We start from the raw sequence: 17,336 nt of genomic DNA, 5'->3' as shown, positions 1-17,336 counted from the left end.
TATCGCTTTGCGTGCATCGGGTGCGCTGGCGACGAGGTGAGTCTGCCTCAGCTTGGGCTCCGGTCGGATGTGCGAGATCGGAGGGCGGAATTGCCGCTGAAACTGTCGCTGAGGCCGGGAGAGAGGTTCGTCCTCAACGGCGCGGTCGTGCAGAACGGCGACCGCCGGGCGGTCCTCGTGCTCCAGAACAAGGCCTCTGTCCTTCGCGAGAAGGACATCATGCAGCAGGAGGAAGCGAACACGCCGGCGCGGCGGATCTACTTCCCCGTGATGATGATGTACCTCGATGAGGGCAACGCCGACCGCTACTACGACGAGTTCGTGCGGCGGATGACCGAGTTCATGAGCGTGATCGTGAACCCGCAGGTGCTGGCCGACTGCGTGAGCGTCTCCAAGCACTGCATGGCGCGCGAATACTACAAAGCGCTGATGCTCTGCCGCCGCCTGATCGAGTACGAAGACGAGAGGTTGGGCAATGTCCCTTAACGCCTACCAGCAGGCGGCCGTGCGGTCGGAGAGCCCGCGGGAGATGGAGTATCGCCTGTTTGCGCAGGTGACCCGCGCCCTGATGGAGGCGGCCAAGCTTCCAGCGGATGATCTGCGCGGGCGTGTGGACGCCCTCGACTGGAACCGGCGCATGTGGGGCGTGCTGGGCGCCGATTGCCAGAGCCCCGGGAACAAGCTGCCGCCGCAGCTGCGCGCCTCGATCATCTCGCTGAGCATCTGGGTGTCGAAACACACCAGCCTAGTGATCCGTCGGGAGGAAGAGATCGAGCCCCTGATCGAGGTGAACCGGATGATCATGCAGGGGCTGATGGGCGGCGGGGGCGCGGCCCAGGCCGCCTGATCCTCCGCAACCTCGCCGGCAGGCGGGGCAGGGTGTCTTTTGGCAGGGCCGCGGCTTGCGCGGCCCTTTTTGCGTCTGGGCGGTCCCGTCCCGGCAGTTCCTGCCGGGCTGCAGGTTTGGTTTGCGCCCATGTGTGCGAGTTGCACGTATCTGGCAGAAAAACCTGATTAAAAACAGCCGGTTGGGTTGCGTCGGTTGCGGTTAATCCTGGCCCGCGGTTTGCGACGCCCTGTGCGAGCGAAAAATCGCTCTCCCGGCAAAAGCCGGGCTCATACCTCCAGAACGGAAGGGCTCAACGATGCCGATGAACTCGGTCAACACCAACGTGGGCGCGATGATCGCGCTCCAAAACCTGAATGCGACCAACGCGGAGCTGAACACCACCCAGACCAGGATCAACACGGGCAAGAAGGTCGCATCCGCGAAGGACAACGGCGCGATCTGGGCCATCGCCCAGAACCAGCGCGCCAACAGCCGCTCGCTGGATGCGGTTCGAGAGTCCCTTCAACGTTCGCAGTCGACCGTCGACGTGGCCATTTCGGCCGGCGAGACCGTCTCGGACCTGCTCCTTCAGATGAAGGAAAAGGCGCTGGCGGCTTCGGATACGTCGCTGGACACCACCAGCCGGAACGCCCTGGCCGAAGACTTCAAGGCCCTGCGCGACCAGCTGGCCAAGGCCGTGACCAACGCCGAGTTCAACGGCATCAACATGGTCAAGGACGGCGGCACGACGATCGCCGCCATCGCGAACGCGAACGGCACTGAGAAGCTGACGGTTCAGGCCCAGAGCCTTGCGCTCGGCGGCACGAACGTCACGCTCTCGGCGACCGCCACGTTCTCGACGGCGTCTTCTGCGGCCACGCTGATCACTACGATCAACACGTCGATCAACAACGTCTCGACCGTCCTGTCCAAGCTGGGTACCGGCTCGAAGTCGTTGGCTTCGCACCTGGAGTTCGTGAACAAGCTCCAGGACTCGATCGACGCCGGCGTGGGCAACCTCGTCGATGCGGACCTCGCGAAGGAAAGCGCAAAGCTCCAGGCGCTGCAGACCAAGCAGCAGCTCGGCGTGCAGGCGCTGTCGATCGCGAACCAGTCCTCGTCGATCCTGCTGGGCCTGTTCCGCTAAGTCGCAAACCCCGGGCGGAGTTCGCTCCGCCCGGGTGACCTTTTCAGGCGCCCGGCAAGAATGGCCGGTTTGCGCCCGGTAAATCTTGCCCATCAGGTCGCGCGGTGGGCAAAATCTGCCGCGGCAAAATGTGGCTAACAGGACTATAACATCAATATTTCAATATCTTAGTTGATTCGCCGAAGGCCGTTCTCGTGGCCCGGCGCTTGCTGTCAGGTCCCTCGGGCAAAACGCCCCCGGCCGCCAGAAAGGCGCCGGCTCCTTGAGAAGAAGGACCTAAGTGATGCCGAATAGCGTCAATACGAACGTCGGCGCGATGATCGCGCTGCAGAACCTCAACGCCACCAACAACGAGCTGATGACGGCTCAGGCCCGTATCAACACGGGCAAGAAGATCGCCTCGGCGAAGGACAACGGCGCGATCTGGGCCATCGCCCAGAACCAGCGCGCCAACAGCCGCTCGCTGGATGCGGTTCGTGAATCCCTGCAACGCTCGATCTCGACCGTCGACGTGGCCATTTCGGCTGGCGAGACCGTCTCGGACCTGCTCCTTCAGATGAAGGAAAAGGCGCTGGCGGCTTCGGATACGTCGCTGGACACCACCAGCCGGAACGCCCTGGCCGAAGACTTCAAGGCCCTGCGCGACCAGCTGGCCAAGGCCGTGACCAACGCCGAGTTCAACGGCATCAACATGGTCAAGGACGGCGGCACGACGATCGCCGCCATCGCGAACGCGAACGGCACCGAAAAGATCACCGTTCAGGCCCAGAGCCTTGCGCTCGGCGGCGCGAACGTCACGCTCTCGGCGACCGCCACGTTCTCGACGGCGTCCTCGGCGGCGACGCTGATCACCACGATCAACACGTCGATCAACAACGTCTCGACCGCCCTGTCCAAGCTCGGCACCGGCTCGAAGTCGTTGGCTTCGCACGTGGAGTTCGTGAACAAGCTCCAGGACTCGATCGACGCCGGGGTGGGGAACCTCGTCGACGCCGACCTGGCCAAGGAAAGCGCCCGCCTTCAGGCTCTGCAGACCAAGCAGCAGCTCGGCGTGCAGGCGCTGTCGATCGCGAACCAGTCCACGTCGATCCTGCTCGGCCTGTTCCGTTAAGGATGTCGCGCCGCGGAGCTCCGGCTCCGCGGCAGTCGCGTTGCGGCGGGCCGGATGCGTCGGCCCGCCGTTCCGCATTCTCATCGGAGCGCAGCCTGACGGCCTGCGACAGGAGACATGCAAAACAAGGTGGCGCGTTTCGCAGCCACGCCGGATTCCACCCTCGGGCAGCCCAAGCCTGCCGTGGCGCGCCCCATCGGCGCCCAGGCGCCGGTTGAGCCCCAGGGTTCGGACACGGCCGACCTGCGACTTGTCATCGAAGAGGATCCCGCCAGCGGGAGCTACGTCTACAAGACCATCGATCGCCGGACGGGCGAGGTCGTTCTCCAGCTTCCCAGGGCCGATGTCCTGAAGCTGCGGGAGGAGGCCGACTACGTCGCCGGCGCGGTGATCCGCACCCTGGCCTGATCCTCGAACGCTCGCCCATAGCGAGCATCGCAACCGCGAACCGCCCCGGAACGCTCCGGCGGCGGTGCGACTCTTTGCGCGCCGTTAACGATCTGATCACCACGTTTCTCCACCCTCGCAGCGAGGACGGAAGGCGAGTCGCCGCCCGCCCGAGTGGAGACCGCCATGTCGATCAGCGTGCACACCAACAAGTCCGCCCTGGTGGCGCTGCAAAACCTGAACAAGACCAACGATGAGTTGAGTCGGGTTCAGAACCGGATCAACACCGGCCTGAAAATCTCCGACGCCAAGGACAATGCGGCCGTCTGGGCGATCGCCCAGGGACAGCGGGCGGACATCGGCGCCCTGAGCGCGGTCCGGATGAGCCTTGAGCGCGCGAACTCGATCGCCGAGGTCTCGATGACCGCCGGCCAGACGGTGTCGGACCTGCTCGTGGAGTTGAAGGAGAAGGTCGTCGCGGCGATGGACACCTCGCTGGACGACGCCTCGCGCAAGGCCCTCAATTCGGACTTCCAGGCGATCCTGCGGCAGATCTCGCAGGTCGTGGACAATGCTGAGTTCGACGGCGCCAACCTGCTCAACGGCTCCCTGGGCGCGAACATCCAGTTCCTGGCCAACGCTGACGCCAATTCCCGGATCACGCTCTCGAGCCAGAATCTCAGCCTGGGCGGCGGGGTCATCGGTCTGACCGCCGGCGCTTCGATCCTGACGGTGACCACCGCCAGCCAGGCGCTGACCCAGCTGGACGCGGCGATCTCGGCCACCAATCAGGCGCTGGGCGACCTCGGCTCGCAGACCAAGCAGATCGAGGCCCACCTGGAGTTCGTCTCCAAGCTCACCGACGTGCTGGAAGGCGGCGTCGGCAACCTGGTGGATGCGGACCTGGCGAAGGAAAGCGCTCGCCTGCAGGCCTTGCAGGTGCAGCAACAACTCGGCGCCCAGGCGCTCTCCATCGCCAACGAGGCGCCGCAGATCATCCTGCAGCTCTTCCGCAACTAGGTTCCGTTGGGGCGTAGGGAAGGCCCCGGAGAGCGCGGCTTTCCGGGCCTTTCTTAACGGGGTGGAGACTCTAGGGGCCTAGAAGGGACGGGCGGGAAGCCGCCCGCGCGTGGACGCCCATGGTCATCTCGGTCGACACCAGCGTGCTGCTGGGACTCTATCAGTCCCGGACCTCAAGCCTCCTTGGCGCCGCCGCCAGCGCCGGGACTGGCGCGCTCGCTGCGGGCGCCCGCTCGACGACCAAGTATGCGCCGACGGCGCCCTGGAGCGCCCAGGGAACGGCGACGCCGGCCAGCGATCTGGTGAAGGCCGCCCTGCGCGGGGCCAAGTTCATCGACGAGGGGGCGGCCCAGCTCGACCTCGCCGGAGCCAGCGCCGACTACAAGAAGCTGTTTGCGCTCTACCAGGGGCTTTCGACCCTCACGAGCCTTGCCGAGCGGATGCAGGCCAAGGGCCTGACCAGCACCGACAAGCTGCAGATCCAGCGCGCCTTCGACCGCGGCATGGCGGAGCTCAACGCCTATGTGGACGCGGCCACCTTCGAGAAGCTGCGGTTGACGCAAGGCGTAGCCGCGACCCAGGCCAAGACCACGGCCCCGGTGCCCAGACCCAAGACCGAATATGTCACCACGCCGCTTTTCACGGGCACGAGCGCTGACGCCGTCCCGGCCTTCCAGGGCGATGTGAAGTTCGACATCCAGGTGAAGCGCGCCGGGGTGAACCACACCATCAGCATCGACCTGGCCGGCATGGGCGGGCAGGTGCGGTCGATGGCCAATGTGGTCACCTACATCAACCAGCAGCTGGAAGCCGCGGGCGTGGACACCCGCTTCGCAACCCAGCGGATTCCCGGCCAGCCCAAGACGGTGCAGTCGGGCGGCAAGACCATCACCATCGGCACGAACCCCGACCAGTGGGCGCTGAAGGTGAAGGTGTCGGTGGGCGAGACGGTCACGTTCGATGCGCCGAAGACCGCCGGCGCCATCTACATGGCCCAGACCGCGGGCGATCCAGACCCGGACGGCAAGGCTTCCACCAACGACGGCGTGCTGCAGCAGCAGCTTCTGAAGTTCCAGACCGACACCACAGACGTCCCCTCGGCGCCCAAGGCGGACGGGGAATCCTACTGGGTCGACGGCCGGGCCTTCGCCAAGACCCTGGGAACGGAGATCAAGGCGGTGCGGGCGACCCAGGTGGGGCCGGACGGCTCGGTCTACATGCTGGCCGACATCACCTCGACGAGCGGCGGCCAGGCGATCAAGGGGCAGCAGGACGTGGCCCTGCTCAAGTACGACGCGGCCGGGCAACTGGTCTATACGCGCACCCTCGGCGCGGCGGAGGAGGCGACGGGTCTGGCCCTGGCGGTGTCGGCCGACGGTCGGATCGCCATCGCCGGGGCGGTGAAGGGCGCGCTGAGCGGCGCCACCGACGGTCCCCTGAATTCGGGTACGAGCGGCGCCTATGCGGGTCAGGCCGACAGCTTCGTGACCCTGTTCAACGCCGATGGCGAGGAGATCTGGACCGCGCGCCGCGGCGCGCGTCAGCAGGACGAGGCGACGCATATCGCCTTCGCCGACGACGGCTCGATCCTGGTGGCCGGCCGGGCCCAGTCCTCGATGCCCGGGGCGACTGCCGTGGGCGATTGGGACAGCTACCTGCAATCCTTCAAGCCGGACCTCGTGACCTCGCCCACGGATCGCACGGGCAAGGTGGAGGCCAACTTCACCTACAGCTTCGGCACCGAGGGCGCCGACCGACCCGCGGGTATGGTGGTGGATGGCGCCTCGGTGATCACCGCCAGCATCGAGAACGGTCGGGCGATTCTGCGTCGGTTCGACCTGTCGAGCGGGCAGCCCGTCCTGACGTCGACCCGGGACCTGGGCGACCTGCAAGGGGGCAGCATCGCGGGCCTGGCCATCGACAATGGCCAGATCATCATCGCCGGGACGACCGCCAACGCCGCACTGGATGCGGGGACCGTCAGCCGCGCCCATGCGGGCGGCACGGACGCCTTCGCCGCCCGGCTCTCGGCCGATCTGACGCCGTCCGCGGGCGATGCCATCGCCTATTACGGCGGGGCGGGAGACGACCGGGCCACGGCCCTGACCGTGGCCAACGGGCAGGTGTGGATCGCGGGCTCGGCCGGTACGGACCTGCCGCCCACTGGTCCGGCAGGCTCCACCGATCCGGGCCTTGCGCCGGTGGGCAAGAAGGACGCCTTCCTGGCCAGCCTGGACGTGGCGACCGGGGAAATTGACTGGTCCCGGCGCTTCACCGGAAAGGACGGCCTTGCAGCGCCGACGTCCATCGCCATCGACCCCAACGGCGCGAGCGTGCTGGACCGGCTTGGCCTGCCCAAGGGCACGCTGGATATGGCCGACTCCCAGCGAGTGATCGACCAGAGCGCCGTGCGGCCGGGCGACACCTTCCAGGTGCGGTCGGGTTCGGGCCGTTGGACCACCATCACCATCGAGGCGAAGGACACCCTCGACACCCTGGCCAACAAAATCCGGCGGGCGGCGGGCTACCAGGCCAAGGTGACGGTGATGTCGAGCGGTGGCTCGCGGGTGCTGTCGATCGCCCCGACCAGCGACCGGGCGGTGATCGAGTTCGCGGCCGGCAAGACCGACAAGGACGCCCTGGCGCTTCTGGGTATTCCCGAAGGCGTGGTGCGTCGCACCGAAATCGACAAGGCGGGCAAGACGGTCTCGGCGGACGGCAAGCCGATGTTTTACGGCCTGTCCCTGGAGAGCGGCCTCAACCTCAATAGCGCCACTGAGATCAGCCACGCCCTGGCGGTTCTGACCAAGGCCCAGGGGGTGATCCGGCAAATCTATCGCGACCTCGTGGCCGCAGCGACGCCGAAGAGCGCTCAGAGCGCCGCCGCTGCGGTGAGCGGCGAGGCACCAGCCTATCTGCAGAACCAGATCGCCAATTATCAGGCCGCGCTCGCCCGCCTGGGCGGCTGACGCGCCGCTTGAAAGCGGCCGCGGCGCGGTCTAGCGAGGCGGCATGGATCACGACACCCAGCGCGACCCGCCGGCGGCGCCCAGCCGCAACCAGCTGGTGATCGCGGGCGCCGCCTTGGCCCTGCTGGCTGGCGTGGTCATCGCCTGGATGCTCATGCGCAGCGGAGAAACTTCCACCGAGCCGCCGCCGGCCTCGCAGGCGGGACTGGTCATCGAGAGCGGGCCCGCCGACGGTCGGCTCGACCCGGCCGGGCCCTTACGCTGCTTCGTGGCCGGACAGTTCGTGGGCGAGCTGAGCCTTGCGGACTGCGCGCGACGCAACGGCGTGGCCACCGACGCCCTGGACGTGGGGATCGACGAGACCGGCGCCCTGGCCGCCGCCGACCAGGCTGGCATGGTGCTGACCCCGCTGCCGCCGGAGGAGGGGGCCGAGCCGCCGCCTGAGGTCGAGCAGCCTGCGCCGCCGCCGGCTGTCGTGGCGGGGCCTGTAGCCCTTTGCCTGCGCCATGCGGGGGGGCAGTGGCGCAAGGTCGCCGACACCGACCTCAACGGCTGTGTCCAGGCGCTGTTCGCCGGCCGCTGCGAGCGCCCGGGCCAGGCCACCTATGGTCGGTTCGGCCAGCAGACCCTGCGGCTGGTTGCGGGGCGGGTGGAGATTTCGGCCGACAACCAGACCTTCCGCACGCTGGTCGCCCAGGGGCCGAACTGCAGCCTGCCTGTGGTCCCCTAAGCGTCCGGATGACGGGCGTCGGGTCCGCTGCTAGGGTCCGGCCATGTACGCAAAGTCGCTTCTCGTCGCCGCCGCCGCCACGGCCGCCGTTTCGCTCGCCGCCTGCGCCAAGCGGACCGAGCCGCCGGGCGATCCCGGCATTTGCTACCACGTGGTGGCCCAGAAGGACGGCGGGCTGAAGTACAACAAGGTGGTCGAGGCCCAGAGCCTGGAGGTCTGCGCCGCCAATCTCGAGGCCATGCGGGTGAAGTTCCTGACCCTGGGCGGCAGCCAGCAGGAACTGGTGGGTGCCTACCAGGCTAATTTCCTGTTCCTGGACCGCTACGGCATCCACACCTCCACCTCGCTGGAGGGGCCGCGTTACACGGCGCTGGTGCGTACTGGTGACGGGCGTCTGGCCGTTCCGGGGGCGATGCCCCAGTAGGCCGCGGGCCGCCGACGAATAACTGTGGACATGTGCCCGAGCGCCGGAACATATGGGGAACATAACGTTTGATGTTCTGTTAACGGCGCGCTAGCCTTGCGTCTGGGCGAAGCGGCCCGCAGCTACGGAAACTTCAGGGCATCGATATGGCGGGCAGCGTCAACAAGGTCATTCTGGTGGGCAACCTCGGGGCCGATCCCGAAATCCGCACCCTCAATTCCGGCGACCGGGTCGCCAATCTGCGCCTGGCCACGTCCGAGACCTGGCGGGACCGCGCCACCGGCGAGCGCAAGGAACGCACTGAGTGGCACCGGGTGGTCATCTTCAACGACAACCTGGTGAAGGTGGCCGAGAACTATCTGCGCAAGGGCTCGACCGTCTACATCGAGGGCTCGCTCCAGACCCGCAAGTGGACCGACCAGTCGGGCCAGGAGAAGTATTCCACCGAGGTGGTGCTGCAGAAGTACCGCGGCGAGCTGACCATGCTGGGCGGCCGGGGAGGCGACGGCGGCGGTGCGGTGGATCGTGACGAGGGCGGCTATGGCGGCGGCTTCTCGTCCGGCCCGCGCGCGCAAAGCTCTGGTCCCCGGGAAGACTTCTCCGCCGACCTGGACGACGAGATTCCGTTCTAAGCCGAACGCCGGCGCTGGCGTCGGAAGGCCGGTCCCTGCGGGGCCGGCCTTTTTCGTGGTCGCTCAGTTGGCGGCCGGGGTTTCCGGGGGCGGGCAGACGTCGCCGATGCGGCGGGCCTCGGTGGAGGCCTTGCCGGCGATGTCGAGCCCAAGGAACTCGGTGGCGATGCTGGCCGTGAGGTTGAAGCTGGTGGGCGTGTACTCGCCGGTCCCCTCGACGTCGACCTTGCGGCCCTTCTTGCTGACGCAGGAGCCCTTCAGGCTGATCTTGCCGCCGGCGATGACCTTGTGGGGGTAGGTGCACTTGTAGTGGCGGTTGGAGGGGCCGGCCATGAACTTGTCCACCTCGGCCGGAGTGATGCACCGCCGCTCGACCTTGGTCTGGCGGATCGGCGAGAGCAGCCGGTTGGTGGACTCCCAGTAGCCCGGCTGGATGGGCGGGGCGGCGGCGAGGGCGGGCGTCGCGACGCTGAGGGCGAGGGCGGCGGCGGTCAGGCGTTTCATGAGGCGAGCTTGTCCGGCTGGATCGGCGATATCGTGGCGCTCGCGCGGATGAACCGAAGCTGATCGCCCAGGATGCTCATCCTGCCGCCTCGGCCGTGCGGGCGCGATAGGCGGCGAGGATTTCGGCGCCGGCCTCGTCGTAGAGGAAGGGTAGGAAGGCGTAGCGGCGGCCGCGGGTGACCCGCAGGGCCTCATGCATCAGGCCGCAGCCGAACACCACCCCGCCGCCAACCGGCGGACGGTAGGTCTTGGGGCCGAACTCGGCGAAGCGCAGGTCGCCGCCCTCGAAGTCGTCGTTGAGGTTGATGGAGCAGGCGAACACGCGGTGGGCGGTGCCCTGGGTGGTGTTGTCCCTGTGCGGATGGAAGACGCCGCCGTCGTGCTCGTCGTAGCAGGACACCAGGAAGCGCTCGATGCGCGTGACCTGGAAGCCGAAGGCGCGGCGGATGAAGGGATAAAGCCGGGCTTCGAACCGGGTCCGGATGGCTTCCACCAGGTCGGGATCGCGCACCAGGACGTCCCGGCGCTTCTTCAGCTCGTCCATGACGTAGATGGTGCGCGCGCCGGCGTCGCGCATGACCCCGGTGTACCGGCCGCCGTCGCCGGCGTGCAGGGCGATCAGGGCCTCGCACAGCTCAGGTTCGAAGATGCGCGGGGCGACCAGCACCGGGGCGTGGAGCGGCACGCCCGCGTGGTCGCCTGGCGGGCCGAGGGCGGCGATGCGGCTCAGCATGGCCTCGACCGCCTCCAGCGGCGCCGCCGCCATCACCCGCAGGGCCGGGTCCAGCAGCAGCCAGTGCGGCGCCTCGGCCTCGAAGCGGCCGGCGATGGCGCCGTCGGCGTCGGGCAGCCAGCGCAGGCCGCGCACGTCTCGCAGGCCGCCGAACTGGGCCGGGTCCGGGAGGACCACGAAGGCGCTGACCCGGACGTCGTCGAAGAGCGCCTGGCGGCTGGCCAGAGCCTTCAGGGCAGGAATGGCCCGTTCGACCTCCGCAGGCAGGAACGCCATCAGGACATAGCGCCCGGCGGCGCTGTCGAAGACGAATTCGGGGGCGGACACGGTGGGCGCCGTGAACCACGGAGCCGGCTCGCCAAGACGCAGGGGCATGGCCTCTACCTAAGCCCGGCGGGCGGCCACGTCACCTGCGTCCACCCCGCGGAAGGGCGCCGTCGAGGCGGCGGCGGATGGCGGCGACGTGCGGCCTATGCGCGCGCGTGGGCGTGTACGCGCGAGGGAAAGTGGCGCTGGCAGCCTGCGCCTGCTAATAAAAACCTCTGTGTAACCCGTCCGATTCTCACGGTTAAATCTCTCCCTTGACCGACGAAACCAAAACGCCTCCGGACGATCGTCGCGGGGGCGTCGCCCCTGTCGCCATCGAAGACGAGCTGAAGCGCTCCTACCTCGACTACGCCATGAGCGTGATCGTGAGCCGGGCGCTGCCCGATGTGCGCGACGGGCTCAAGCCGGTCCACCGGCGGATCCTGTTCTCGATGGGCGAGAACAACCACACGCCGGATCGGGGCTATGTGAAGTCGGCACGGATCGTCGGTGACGTGATGGGTAAGTATCACCCGCACGGCGACGTCGCGATCTATGACACCTTGGTGCGTTTGGCGCAGCCGTTCTCGATGAACCTGCTGCTGATCGACGGCCAGGGGAACTTCGGCTCGGTCGACAACGACCCGCCGGCGGCCATGCGCTACACCGAGAGCCGCATGACCCGGGCCGCCATGGCCATCCTGGCGGACCTCGACAAGGACACGGTCGACTTCAAGGACAATTACGACGGCTCCGAGCAGGAGCCGGTGGTCCTGCCGTCGCGCATCCCGAACCTGCTGGTCAACGGCGCCGGCGGCATCGCCGTCGGCATGGCGACCAACATCCCGCCGCACAATCTGGGCGAGGTGGTCGACGCCTGCCTGGCCTATGTGGACAATCCGGACATCGGCCTGGACGAACTGCTGGACATCGTCCCAGGGCCGGACTTCCCCACCGGCGGCCAGATCATTGGCCGGACCGCCGCCCGCCAGGCGCTGATGACCGGCCGCGGCTCGGTGATCATGCGCGGCGTCGCCTCCATCGAGGAAATCCGCAAGGATCGCGAGGCGATCATCATCCATTCGATCCCCTACCAGGTGAACAAGGCGGCGCTGGTGGAGCGCATCGCCGAACTGGTGCGGGAGAAGCGGATCGAGGGCGTAGCGGACCTGCGCGACGAGTCCGACCGCGACGGCATGCGCATCGTGGTGGAGATGAAGCGGGACGCCTCGGCCGAGGTGATCCTGAACCAGCTCTACCGCTTCACGCCGCTGCAGAGCTCGTTCGGCGTCAACATGCTGGCGCTGAACCGTGGCCGGCCCGAGCAGATGGGCCTGCGGGAGATGGTCGCGGCCTTCGTCGACTTCCGCGAGGAGGTCGTCGTCCGGCGGACCAAGTTCGAGCTGTCCAAGGCCCGGGACCGGGGGCACGTGCTGGTCGGCCTGGCGATCGCCGTCGCCAACATCGACGAATTCATCAACATCATCCGCTCGTCCAAGGACCCGACCGAGGCGCGCGAGCGGCTGGTGGCCCGGGACTGGCCCTCCGGCGACATGCTGCCCCTGGTGGAGCTGATCGCCGACCCGCGCACCGTGGTGCTTGAAGGCGGGGCCATCCGCCTGACCGACGAACAGGCCCGCGCGATCCTGGCCCTGACCCTGTCGCGGCTGACCGGCCTCGGCCGCGACGAAATCTTCGGCGAGGCCCGGGAGCTGGCGGACGTGATCCGCGGCCACCTGGAAATCCTGGCCTCGCGCGAAAAGGTCATGGCCATCGTCCGCCAGGAACTGGTGGAGGTGCGCGAGCAGTTCGCCGTGCCTCGCCGCACCGAGATCGTCGAGGGCGACGCCGAGGTCGAGGATGAGGACCTGATCGCCCGCGAGGACATGGTCATCACCGTGACCCACGGCGGCTATGTGAAGCGCACGCCGCTCAGCCTCTACCGGACCCAGCACCGGGGCGGGAAGGGCCGCTCGGGCATGGGGACGAAGGAAGAGGACGCCGTCACCCGGGTGTTCTCGGCCAACACCCACACGCCGATGCTGTTCTTCTCGAGCGGCGGCAAGGCCTATCAGCTGAAGGTGTGGCGGCTGCCAGTGGGCACGCCCACCTCGCGCGGCAAGGCGTTCGTGAACCTGCTGCCCATCGAGCCCGGCGAAAGCATCACCTCGATCCTGCCGCTGCCCGAGGACGAGGCCACCTGGGGCCAGTACGACGTGATGTTCGCGACCCGCTCGGGCAACGTGCGGCGCAACAAGCTCAGCGATTTCGTCGGCATCAAGCGCAACGGCAAGATCGCCATGAAGCTGGACGAGGGCGACGCCATCATCGGCGTCGGCATCTGCAACGCCCAGCAGCATGACATCCTGCTCACCACGGCCATGGGCCGCGCGATCCGCTTCGCGGTGGACGAGGTGCGGGTGTTCGCCGGCCGTGATTCCACCGGCGTGCGGGGCATCCGCTTGGCCGAGGGCGACAGCGTGATCTCCATGGCCATCCTCCGCTCGGTGGAGGCTTCGGCCGAGGAGCGGGCGGCCTATGTGAAGCACGCCAACGCCATGCGTCGGGCCGCCAGCGGCGAGAACGAGGAGGCGGACGATGCGCCGTCGGCCGAGGATGACGAGGAAGCCACGGGCGACACCGCGCTCTCGCCCGAACGCATCGCCGAACTGGGCGCCGCGGAGGAGGTGATCCTGACGGTCTCCACCGAAGGCTACGGCAAGCGCACCTCCGCCTATGAGTTCCGGCGCACTGGCCGGGGCGGCCAGGGCCTGCTGGCCCAGGACCTCACCAAGCGCGGCGGCAAGCTCGCCGCCTCGTTCCCGGTGGAGGAGAACGACCAGATCCTGCTCGTCACCGATCAGGGCCAGCTCATCCGCACCCCGGTCAGCCAGGTGCGGATGGTGGGCCGCAACACCTCGGGCGTGATCATCTTCCGCACCGCCAAGGACGAGCATGTGGTCTCGGTGGACCGTCTGGCCGACACCGGCGAGGACGAGGGCGAGAACGGCGTCGAGAGCGGGGCGGGACCTGCGCCGGAGGCGTCATCGGAGGGTGACGAAGGGTAAGCCTCGGCAAGTTTCGCTTGCCAGATTGCTGCGGTGCGGCGAAAGGCGAACTGTGGTCAGTTTTCGGGGAGCCTTGAGCCACAATGACTCGCGTCGGCCTCTATCCGGGCACATTTGACCCGATCCATAATGGCCACACCGACATCATCGGCCGGGCCGTAAAGCTGGTGGATCGGCTGGTGGTCGGCGTTGCGATCAACGCCGGGAAGGGGCCGCTGTTCTCGCTCGACGAGCGGGTGGCCATCGTCGAGGAGGCCATCGACGGCCTCCGCGACCGCGCCGAGATCATCGTCCAGCCGTTCGAGGGTCTGACGATGCATTTCGCCCGGGAGATCGGCGCCAATGTCATCGTCCGCGGCCTGCGAGCGGTGGCGGATTTCGAGTTCGAGTTCCAGATGACGGCCATGAACCAGCAGCTCGAGCGCGAGATCGAGACGGTGTTCTTCATGGCCGACCCGCGGCACCAGGCCATCGCGTCCAAGCTGGTCAAGGAAATCGCGGTCCTGGGCGGCGACATCGCCAAGTTCGTCAGCCCGGCGGTGGAGTCCCGCCTGCTGGCGAAGGTCGGCCGCGCTTAATCCGCGCGGCGGGGCTGGCCTCTGGCGGGCGGCGCCGCTACGAGGGGGCCGATGAACCGCAAGACCGCCCTGATCGCCGCCACGCTCGCTGCGTGCGCGGCCACCGCCGTCGCCCAGCCCAAGCCGACTCCGCAGGTTCCGCCCCCCGACCCGGGCCAGCCGACGGCCGCCGACTGGCGCACGCCGAATCCCGACGACGTGCTGGTGATCGATACCAACAAGGGCCGGATCATCGCCGAGCTGACGCCTGAGGTCGCCCCCGAGACCACCGCCCGCATCCGCGAGCTGGCGCGGCGTGGCTTCTACGACGGCCTGACCTTTTTCCGGGTCATCGAGGGCTTCATGGCCCAGACGGGGGACCCGCAGAACAACGGCACCGGCTCGTCGGAGCTGCCGGACATTCGCGCCGAGTTCGTCTTCCGCCGCGGGCCGGACCTGCCGGTCGCCTTGGCCGAAAACCAGCAGGTGGCCGAAGTCGGCTTTGTGAAGTCCCTGCCGATCATGAGTCAGAGCATGATGCTGGCGCCGCTCACGGCGGATGGGAAGGTGCAGGCTTGGGGCCTCTACTGCCCCGGCGTGCTGGGCATGGCCCGGGGCGAGGACCCCAATTCGGCCAACAGCCAGTTCTTCTTTATGCGCGATCGCTATCCGCGGCTGGAGAAGCGCTATACCGCCTTCGGGCGGGCGTTGGCCGGCCAGGACGTGATCAATTCGATCAAGGTGGGCGAGCCGGTGGCGGACCCGCAGGACCGCATGGAGCGCGTGCGCGTTCTTTCCGACATTCCCGAGGCCGAGCGGCCGAAGATCCGTGTGATCGACCCCGCCGGTCCGTGGTTCAAGGCCGAGATCGCGCGTGCGCGGGCGGCCCGAGGGTCGAATTTCTCGGCCTGTGACGTGAACATCCCTGTCGAGGTGAAATAGATGGACGCCGAGAACACCCTGATCATGACGCTGGAGAGCGGTCCGGTGACCATCAAGCTCCGGCCCGACCTTGCGCCCAAGCATGTGGGGCGCATCAAGGAACTGGCCCGCGAGGGCTTCTATGATGGCGTCGTCTTCCACCGTGTGATCCCGGGCTTCATGGCCCAGGGCGGCGATCCCACCGGTACCGGCACCGGCGGCTCGTCCAAGCCGAACCTGCCGGCTGAGTTCAGCCGCGAACCACACGTGCGCGGCGTGTGCTCCATGGCCCGCACGCCGAACCCGAATTCGGCGAACAGCCAGTTTTTCATCTGCTTCGACGACGCCACCTTCCTAGACGGCCAGTACACGGTCTGGGGCGAGGTGACCGAGGGCATGGAGCATGTGGACGCCCTGCCGAAGGGCGAGCCGCCCCGCGCGCCGGGCAAGATCGTGTCTATGCGGGTCGCTGCCGACCTCTAAGAGCTGCGGGCGGCCGGAAACCCACCGGCCGCCCAGACGCTTCATCCACGGCGAAGGTGGATGCAGATGGCGGCGCGGCTGAAGGTGTTCGTGACGAGCGACGGGCTGACCGACTACGTCGTCGCGACCACCTCCAAGGTCAAGGCGCTGGCCGCCTGGGGCAGCCGCCAGGATCTGTTCAAGACCGGACTGGCGCGCCAGACGGATGATCCGGAACTGACGAAGGCGGCGAGCGCCAAGCCCGACGAAGTATTGCGCCGTCCCGCCGGTACGCGCGGCGAGTTGTCCAAGCTGAAGCCTGCCGGGAAGCCGTCGCTCACGGCTGGGAAGAAGACCGCAAAAACGCCGCGCAAGACCCCGTCCAAGGTGGCGCTGAAGAAGGTGGCCGACCTGGAGCGGAGGCTGGCCGCCGCCCAGGCCGCCCATGCCAGGGCTCTCGACGACCTTGACCGCAAGCGCGAGGCGGTGGCCGAAAAGGGCGCGGCCGAGCTGGCGCGGCTGGAGGCGCAGCTCAGCGCGGCGAGGCGGGACTTAGGATCATGACAATCGGATAGTGGTCCGAGCCAAGCTTCGGGCCGCGCCGCACGCTGACCGTGGCCCAGCCGGAGCCCGCGTAGACGTGATCGATGGGCAGGAACGGGAAACGGCCCAGCCAACGCAGCTGCTTGTAGGGCTGGGCGGGCCAGGAGAAGAGGCCGCGGTCCCGGCGAATGAGGCCGAATTCGGCATCCCATCGACGACGGGAGAAGCTCCACGGCGCGGAGTTGAAGTCGCCCGCGAGGATGGTCCGCTCGCGTGGCGACCGGGCGATGACTTCGGCGATTGCGGCTTCCTGCGCCTGCTGATCCGAACTGTCGGTGGGCCAGGCGTGATGCACGCCGATGACCGCAAACGGACCGCGTTCGTCCTCGAAGATGGCCCGGGTGAGGGGCCCTGGGGTGGGGCCGGCGAGGCGGATGAGGCTGTCCCGCACGGGTGGGCGGCGGGACAGGATCATCACCTCGCAGGTGTCGCAGACGGCGTACCAGCCCGGCTCGACCGCGGCGCGCTCGCGGACGGCGGCGGAGGTTTCCTCCAGGATGATGAGGTCAGGGTTCTCGGAGAACGCCCAGCCGAGGGCGCCGGCAGGGTCCTCGTTGTGGCTCCAGACGTTCAGCTGCACGACCTTCAGCTGCTCCGGCGCGTTGGGCGGCGCCTTGGGGCCGGCATCCCGCAGATATTCCGGCGCCATGAGGGCCACAGAGGCGCCGGCGGCCACCAGGCCCATGGCGAAGATCAGCGCCCGGACGTAACCTCGGAAGAGCAGCGCCCCAAAAACGGCGAGGAGCCCGCCTGTCAGCCAGAACGGGGCGAAATGGGCGAGGATGTCGAAGCGCAGGCTCTCGCGTCCCATATGGGCCGCGGCGGCGGCCCCTGCGCACAGGGTCGCGCCGAGGAAAAGAGGCGGGGCCAGGAGCACGGTCAGGACGAGTCGCACGAGGCGCATGAATGTTGGCTAGCACGGCGCGGCGCTTG

General features: G+C 68.0%; 18 protein-coding genes. 15 read left to right on the top strand and 3 right to left on the bottom strand.

Annotated elements, in window-relative coordinates; all coding sequences use genetic code 11:
* Positions 1 to 90 precede the first annotated feature (90 nt).
* From flbT to ssb, 10 genes are all read left to right on the top strand, one after another.
* Entirely contained in the window at positions 91 to 486 is a 396-nt protein-coding gene (gene flbT / locus BO64_RS13385) for a flagellar biosynthesis repressor FlbT (RefSeq protein WP_496403800.1), read from the top strand.
* Positions 476 to 847, top strand: coding sequence for a flagellar biosynthesis regulator FlaF (gene flaF / locus BO64_RS13380; RefSeq protein ID WP_496403799.1), 372 nt, complete (start codon positions 476 to 478; stop codon positions 845 to 847). Before flbT ends, flaF begins: the two co-directional genes overlap by 11 nt.
* Before the next feature lie 298 nt (positions 848 to 1,145).
* Positions 1,146 to 1,976 carry a flagellin gene (locus BO64_RS13375; RefSeq protein WP_496403798.1) on the top strand — a complete coding sequence of 277 codons (831 nt, stop codon included), beginning with the start codon at positions 1,146 to 1,148 and terminating at the stop codon, positions 1,974 to 1,976.
* A 283-nt stretch (positions 1,977 to 2,259) separates the two neighbouring features.
* Positions 2,260 to 3,087 (top strand): flagellin, encoded by an 828-nt coding sequence (locus BO64_RS13370; RefSeq protein WP_496403797.1) that lies wholly within the window; start codon positions 2,260 to 2,262, stop codon positions 3,085 to 3,087.
* A 117-nt stretch (positions 3,088 to 3,204) separates the two neighbouring features.
* Positions 3,205 to 3,495: a hypothetical protein gene (locus tag BO64_RS13365; protein ID WP_496403796.1), complete on the top strand. Its 291-nt coding sequence runs from the start codon at positions 3,205 to 3,207 to the stop codon at positions 3,493 to 3,495.
* 165 nt (positions 3,496 to 3,660) lie between these two features.
* Positions 3,661 to 4,494, top strand: a complete 834-nt coding sequence (locus tag BO64_RS13360; protein WP_496403795.1) for a flagellin — start codon at positions 3,661 to 3,663, stop codon at positions 4,492 to 4,494.
* Between the two features lie 119 nt (positions 4,495 to 4,613).
* Positions 4,614 to 7,463, top strand: coding sequence for a hypothetical protein (locus BO64_RS13355; RefSeq protein WP_496403794.1), 2,850 nt, complete (start codon positions 4,614 to 4,616; stop codon positions 7,461 to 7,463).
* 43 nt (positions 7,464 to 7,506) lie between these two features.
* Entirely contained in the window at positions 7,507 to 8,193 is a 687-nt protein-coding gene (locus BO64_RS13350; protein WP_496403793.1) for a hypothetical protein, read from the top strand.
* A 43-nt stretch (positions 8,194 to 8,236) separates the two neighbouring features.
* The gene (locus tag BO64_RS13345) at positions 8,237 to 8,617 is read left to right on the top strand and encodes a hypothetical protein (protein ID WP_496403792.1); all 381 of its coding nucleotides are present in this window, start codon (positions 8,237 to 8,239) and stop codon (positions 8,615 to 8,617) included.
* Between the two features lie 146 nt (positions 8,618 to 8,763).
* On the top strand, positions 8,764 to 9,249 hold the full coding sequence (gene ssb / locus BO64_RS13340; protein WP_496403791.1) for a single-stranded DNA-binding protein: 486 nt from the start codon (positions 8,764 to 8,766) through the stop codon (positions 9,247 to 9,249).
* Between the two features lie 63 nt (positions 9,250 to 9,312).
* Here ssb and BO64_RS13335 read toward each other — a convergent pair whose 3' ends face one another.
* Together BO64_RS13335 and BO64_RS13330 are read right to left on the bottom strand one after the other, a co-directional pair.
* Positions 9,313 to 9,753, bottom strand: a complete 441-nt coding sequence (locus tag BO64_RS13335; RefSeq protein WP_496403790.1) for a DUF3617 domain-containing protein — start codon at positions 9,751 to 9,753, stop codon at positions 9,313 to 9,315.
* 76 nt (positions 9,754 to 9,829) lie between these two features.
* Positions 9,830 to 10,861: a 2OG-Fe(II) oxygenase family protein gene (locus BO64_RS13330; protein ID WP_496403789.1), complete on the bottom strand. Its 1,032-nt coding sequence runs from the start codon at positions 10,859 to 10,861 to the stop codon at positions 9,830 to 9,832.
* Positions 10,862 to 11,067: 206 nt separating this feature from the next.
* Between BO64_RS13330 and gyrA the strand changes: the two genes are divergently transcribed.
* The 5 genes from gyrA (at position 11,068) to BO64_RS13305 (ending at position 16,364) form a co-directional block, all read left to right on the top strand.
* A complete protein-coding gene (gyrA, locus tag BO64_RS13325) occupies positions 11,068 to 13,860 on the top strand; it encodes a DNA gyrase subunit A (RefSeq protein ID WP_496403788.1) in 2,793 nt (930 codons plus the stop codon).
* Between the two features lie 83 nt (positions 13,861 to 13,943).
* Positions 13,944 to 14,438 (top strand): pantetheine-phosphate adenylyltransferase, encoded by a 495-nt coding sequence (gene coaD, locus BO64_RS13320; protein WP_496403787.1) that lies wholly within the window; start codon positions 13,944 to 13,946, stop codon positions 14,436 to 14,438.
* Between the two features lie 51 nt (positions 14,439 to 14,489).
* The gene (locus BO64_RS13315) at positions 14,490 to 15,359 is read left to right on the top strand and encodes a peptidylprolyl isomerase (protein ID WP_496403786.1); all 870 of its coding nucleotides are present in this window, start codon (positions 14,490 to 14,492) and stop codon (positions 15,357 to 15,359) included.
* Entirely contained in the window at positions 15,360 to 15,821 is a 462-nt protein-coding gene (locus BO64_RS13310; RefSeq protein ID WP_496403785.1) for a peptidylprolyl isomerase, read from the top strand.
* Between the two features lie 60 nt (positions 15,822 to 15,881).
* The gene (locus BO64_RS13305) at positions 15,882 to 16,364 is read left to right on the top strand and encodes a hypothetical protein (protein ID WP_496403784.1); all 483 of its coding nucleotides are present in this window, start codon (positions 15,882 to 15,884) and stop codon (positions 16,362 to 16,364) included.
* Here the strand turns inward: BO64_RS13305 and BO64_RS13300 are convergent.
* A complete protein-coding gene (locus BO64_RS13300; protein ID WP_496403783.1) occupies positions 16,333 to 17,307 on the bottom strand; it encodes an endonuclease/exonuclease/phosphatase family protein in 975 nt (324 codons plus the stop codon). The two genes, BO64_RS13305 and BO64_RS13300, sit on opposite strands and share 32 nt — an antisense overlap.
* Positions 17,308 to 17,336: the final 29 nt, after the last annotated feature.

It is taken from the genome of Phenylobacterium composti DSM 19425 (assembly GCF_059568645.1).
The sequence above is the reverse complement of the archived record's forward strand: the minus strand, read 5'-3'. Positions and strand labels throughout refer to the sequence as shown.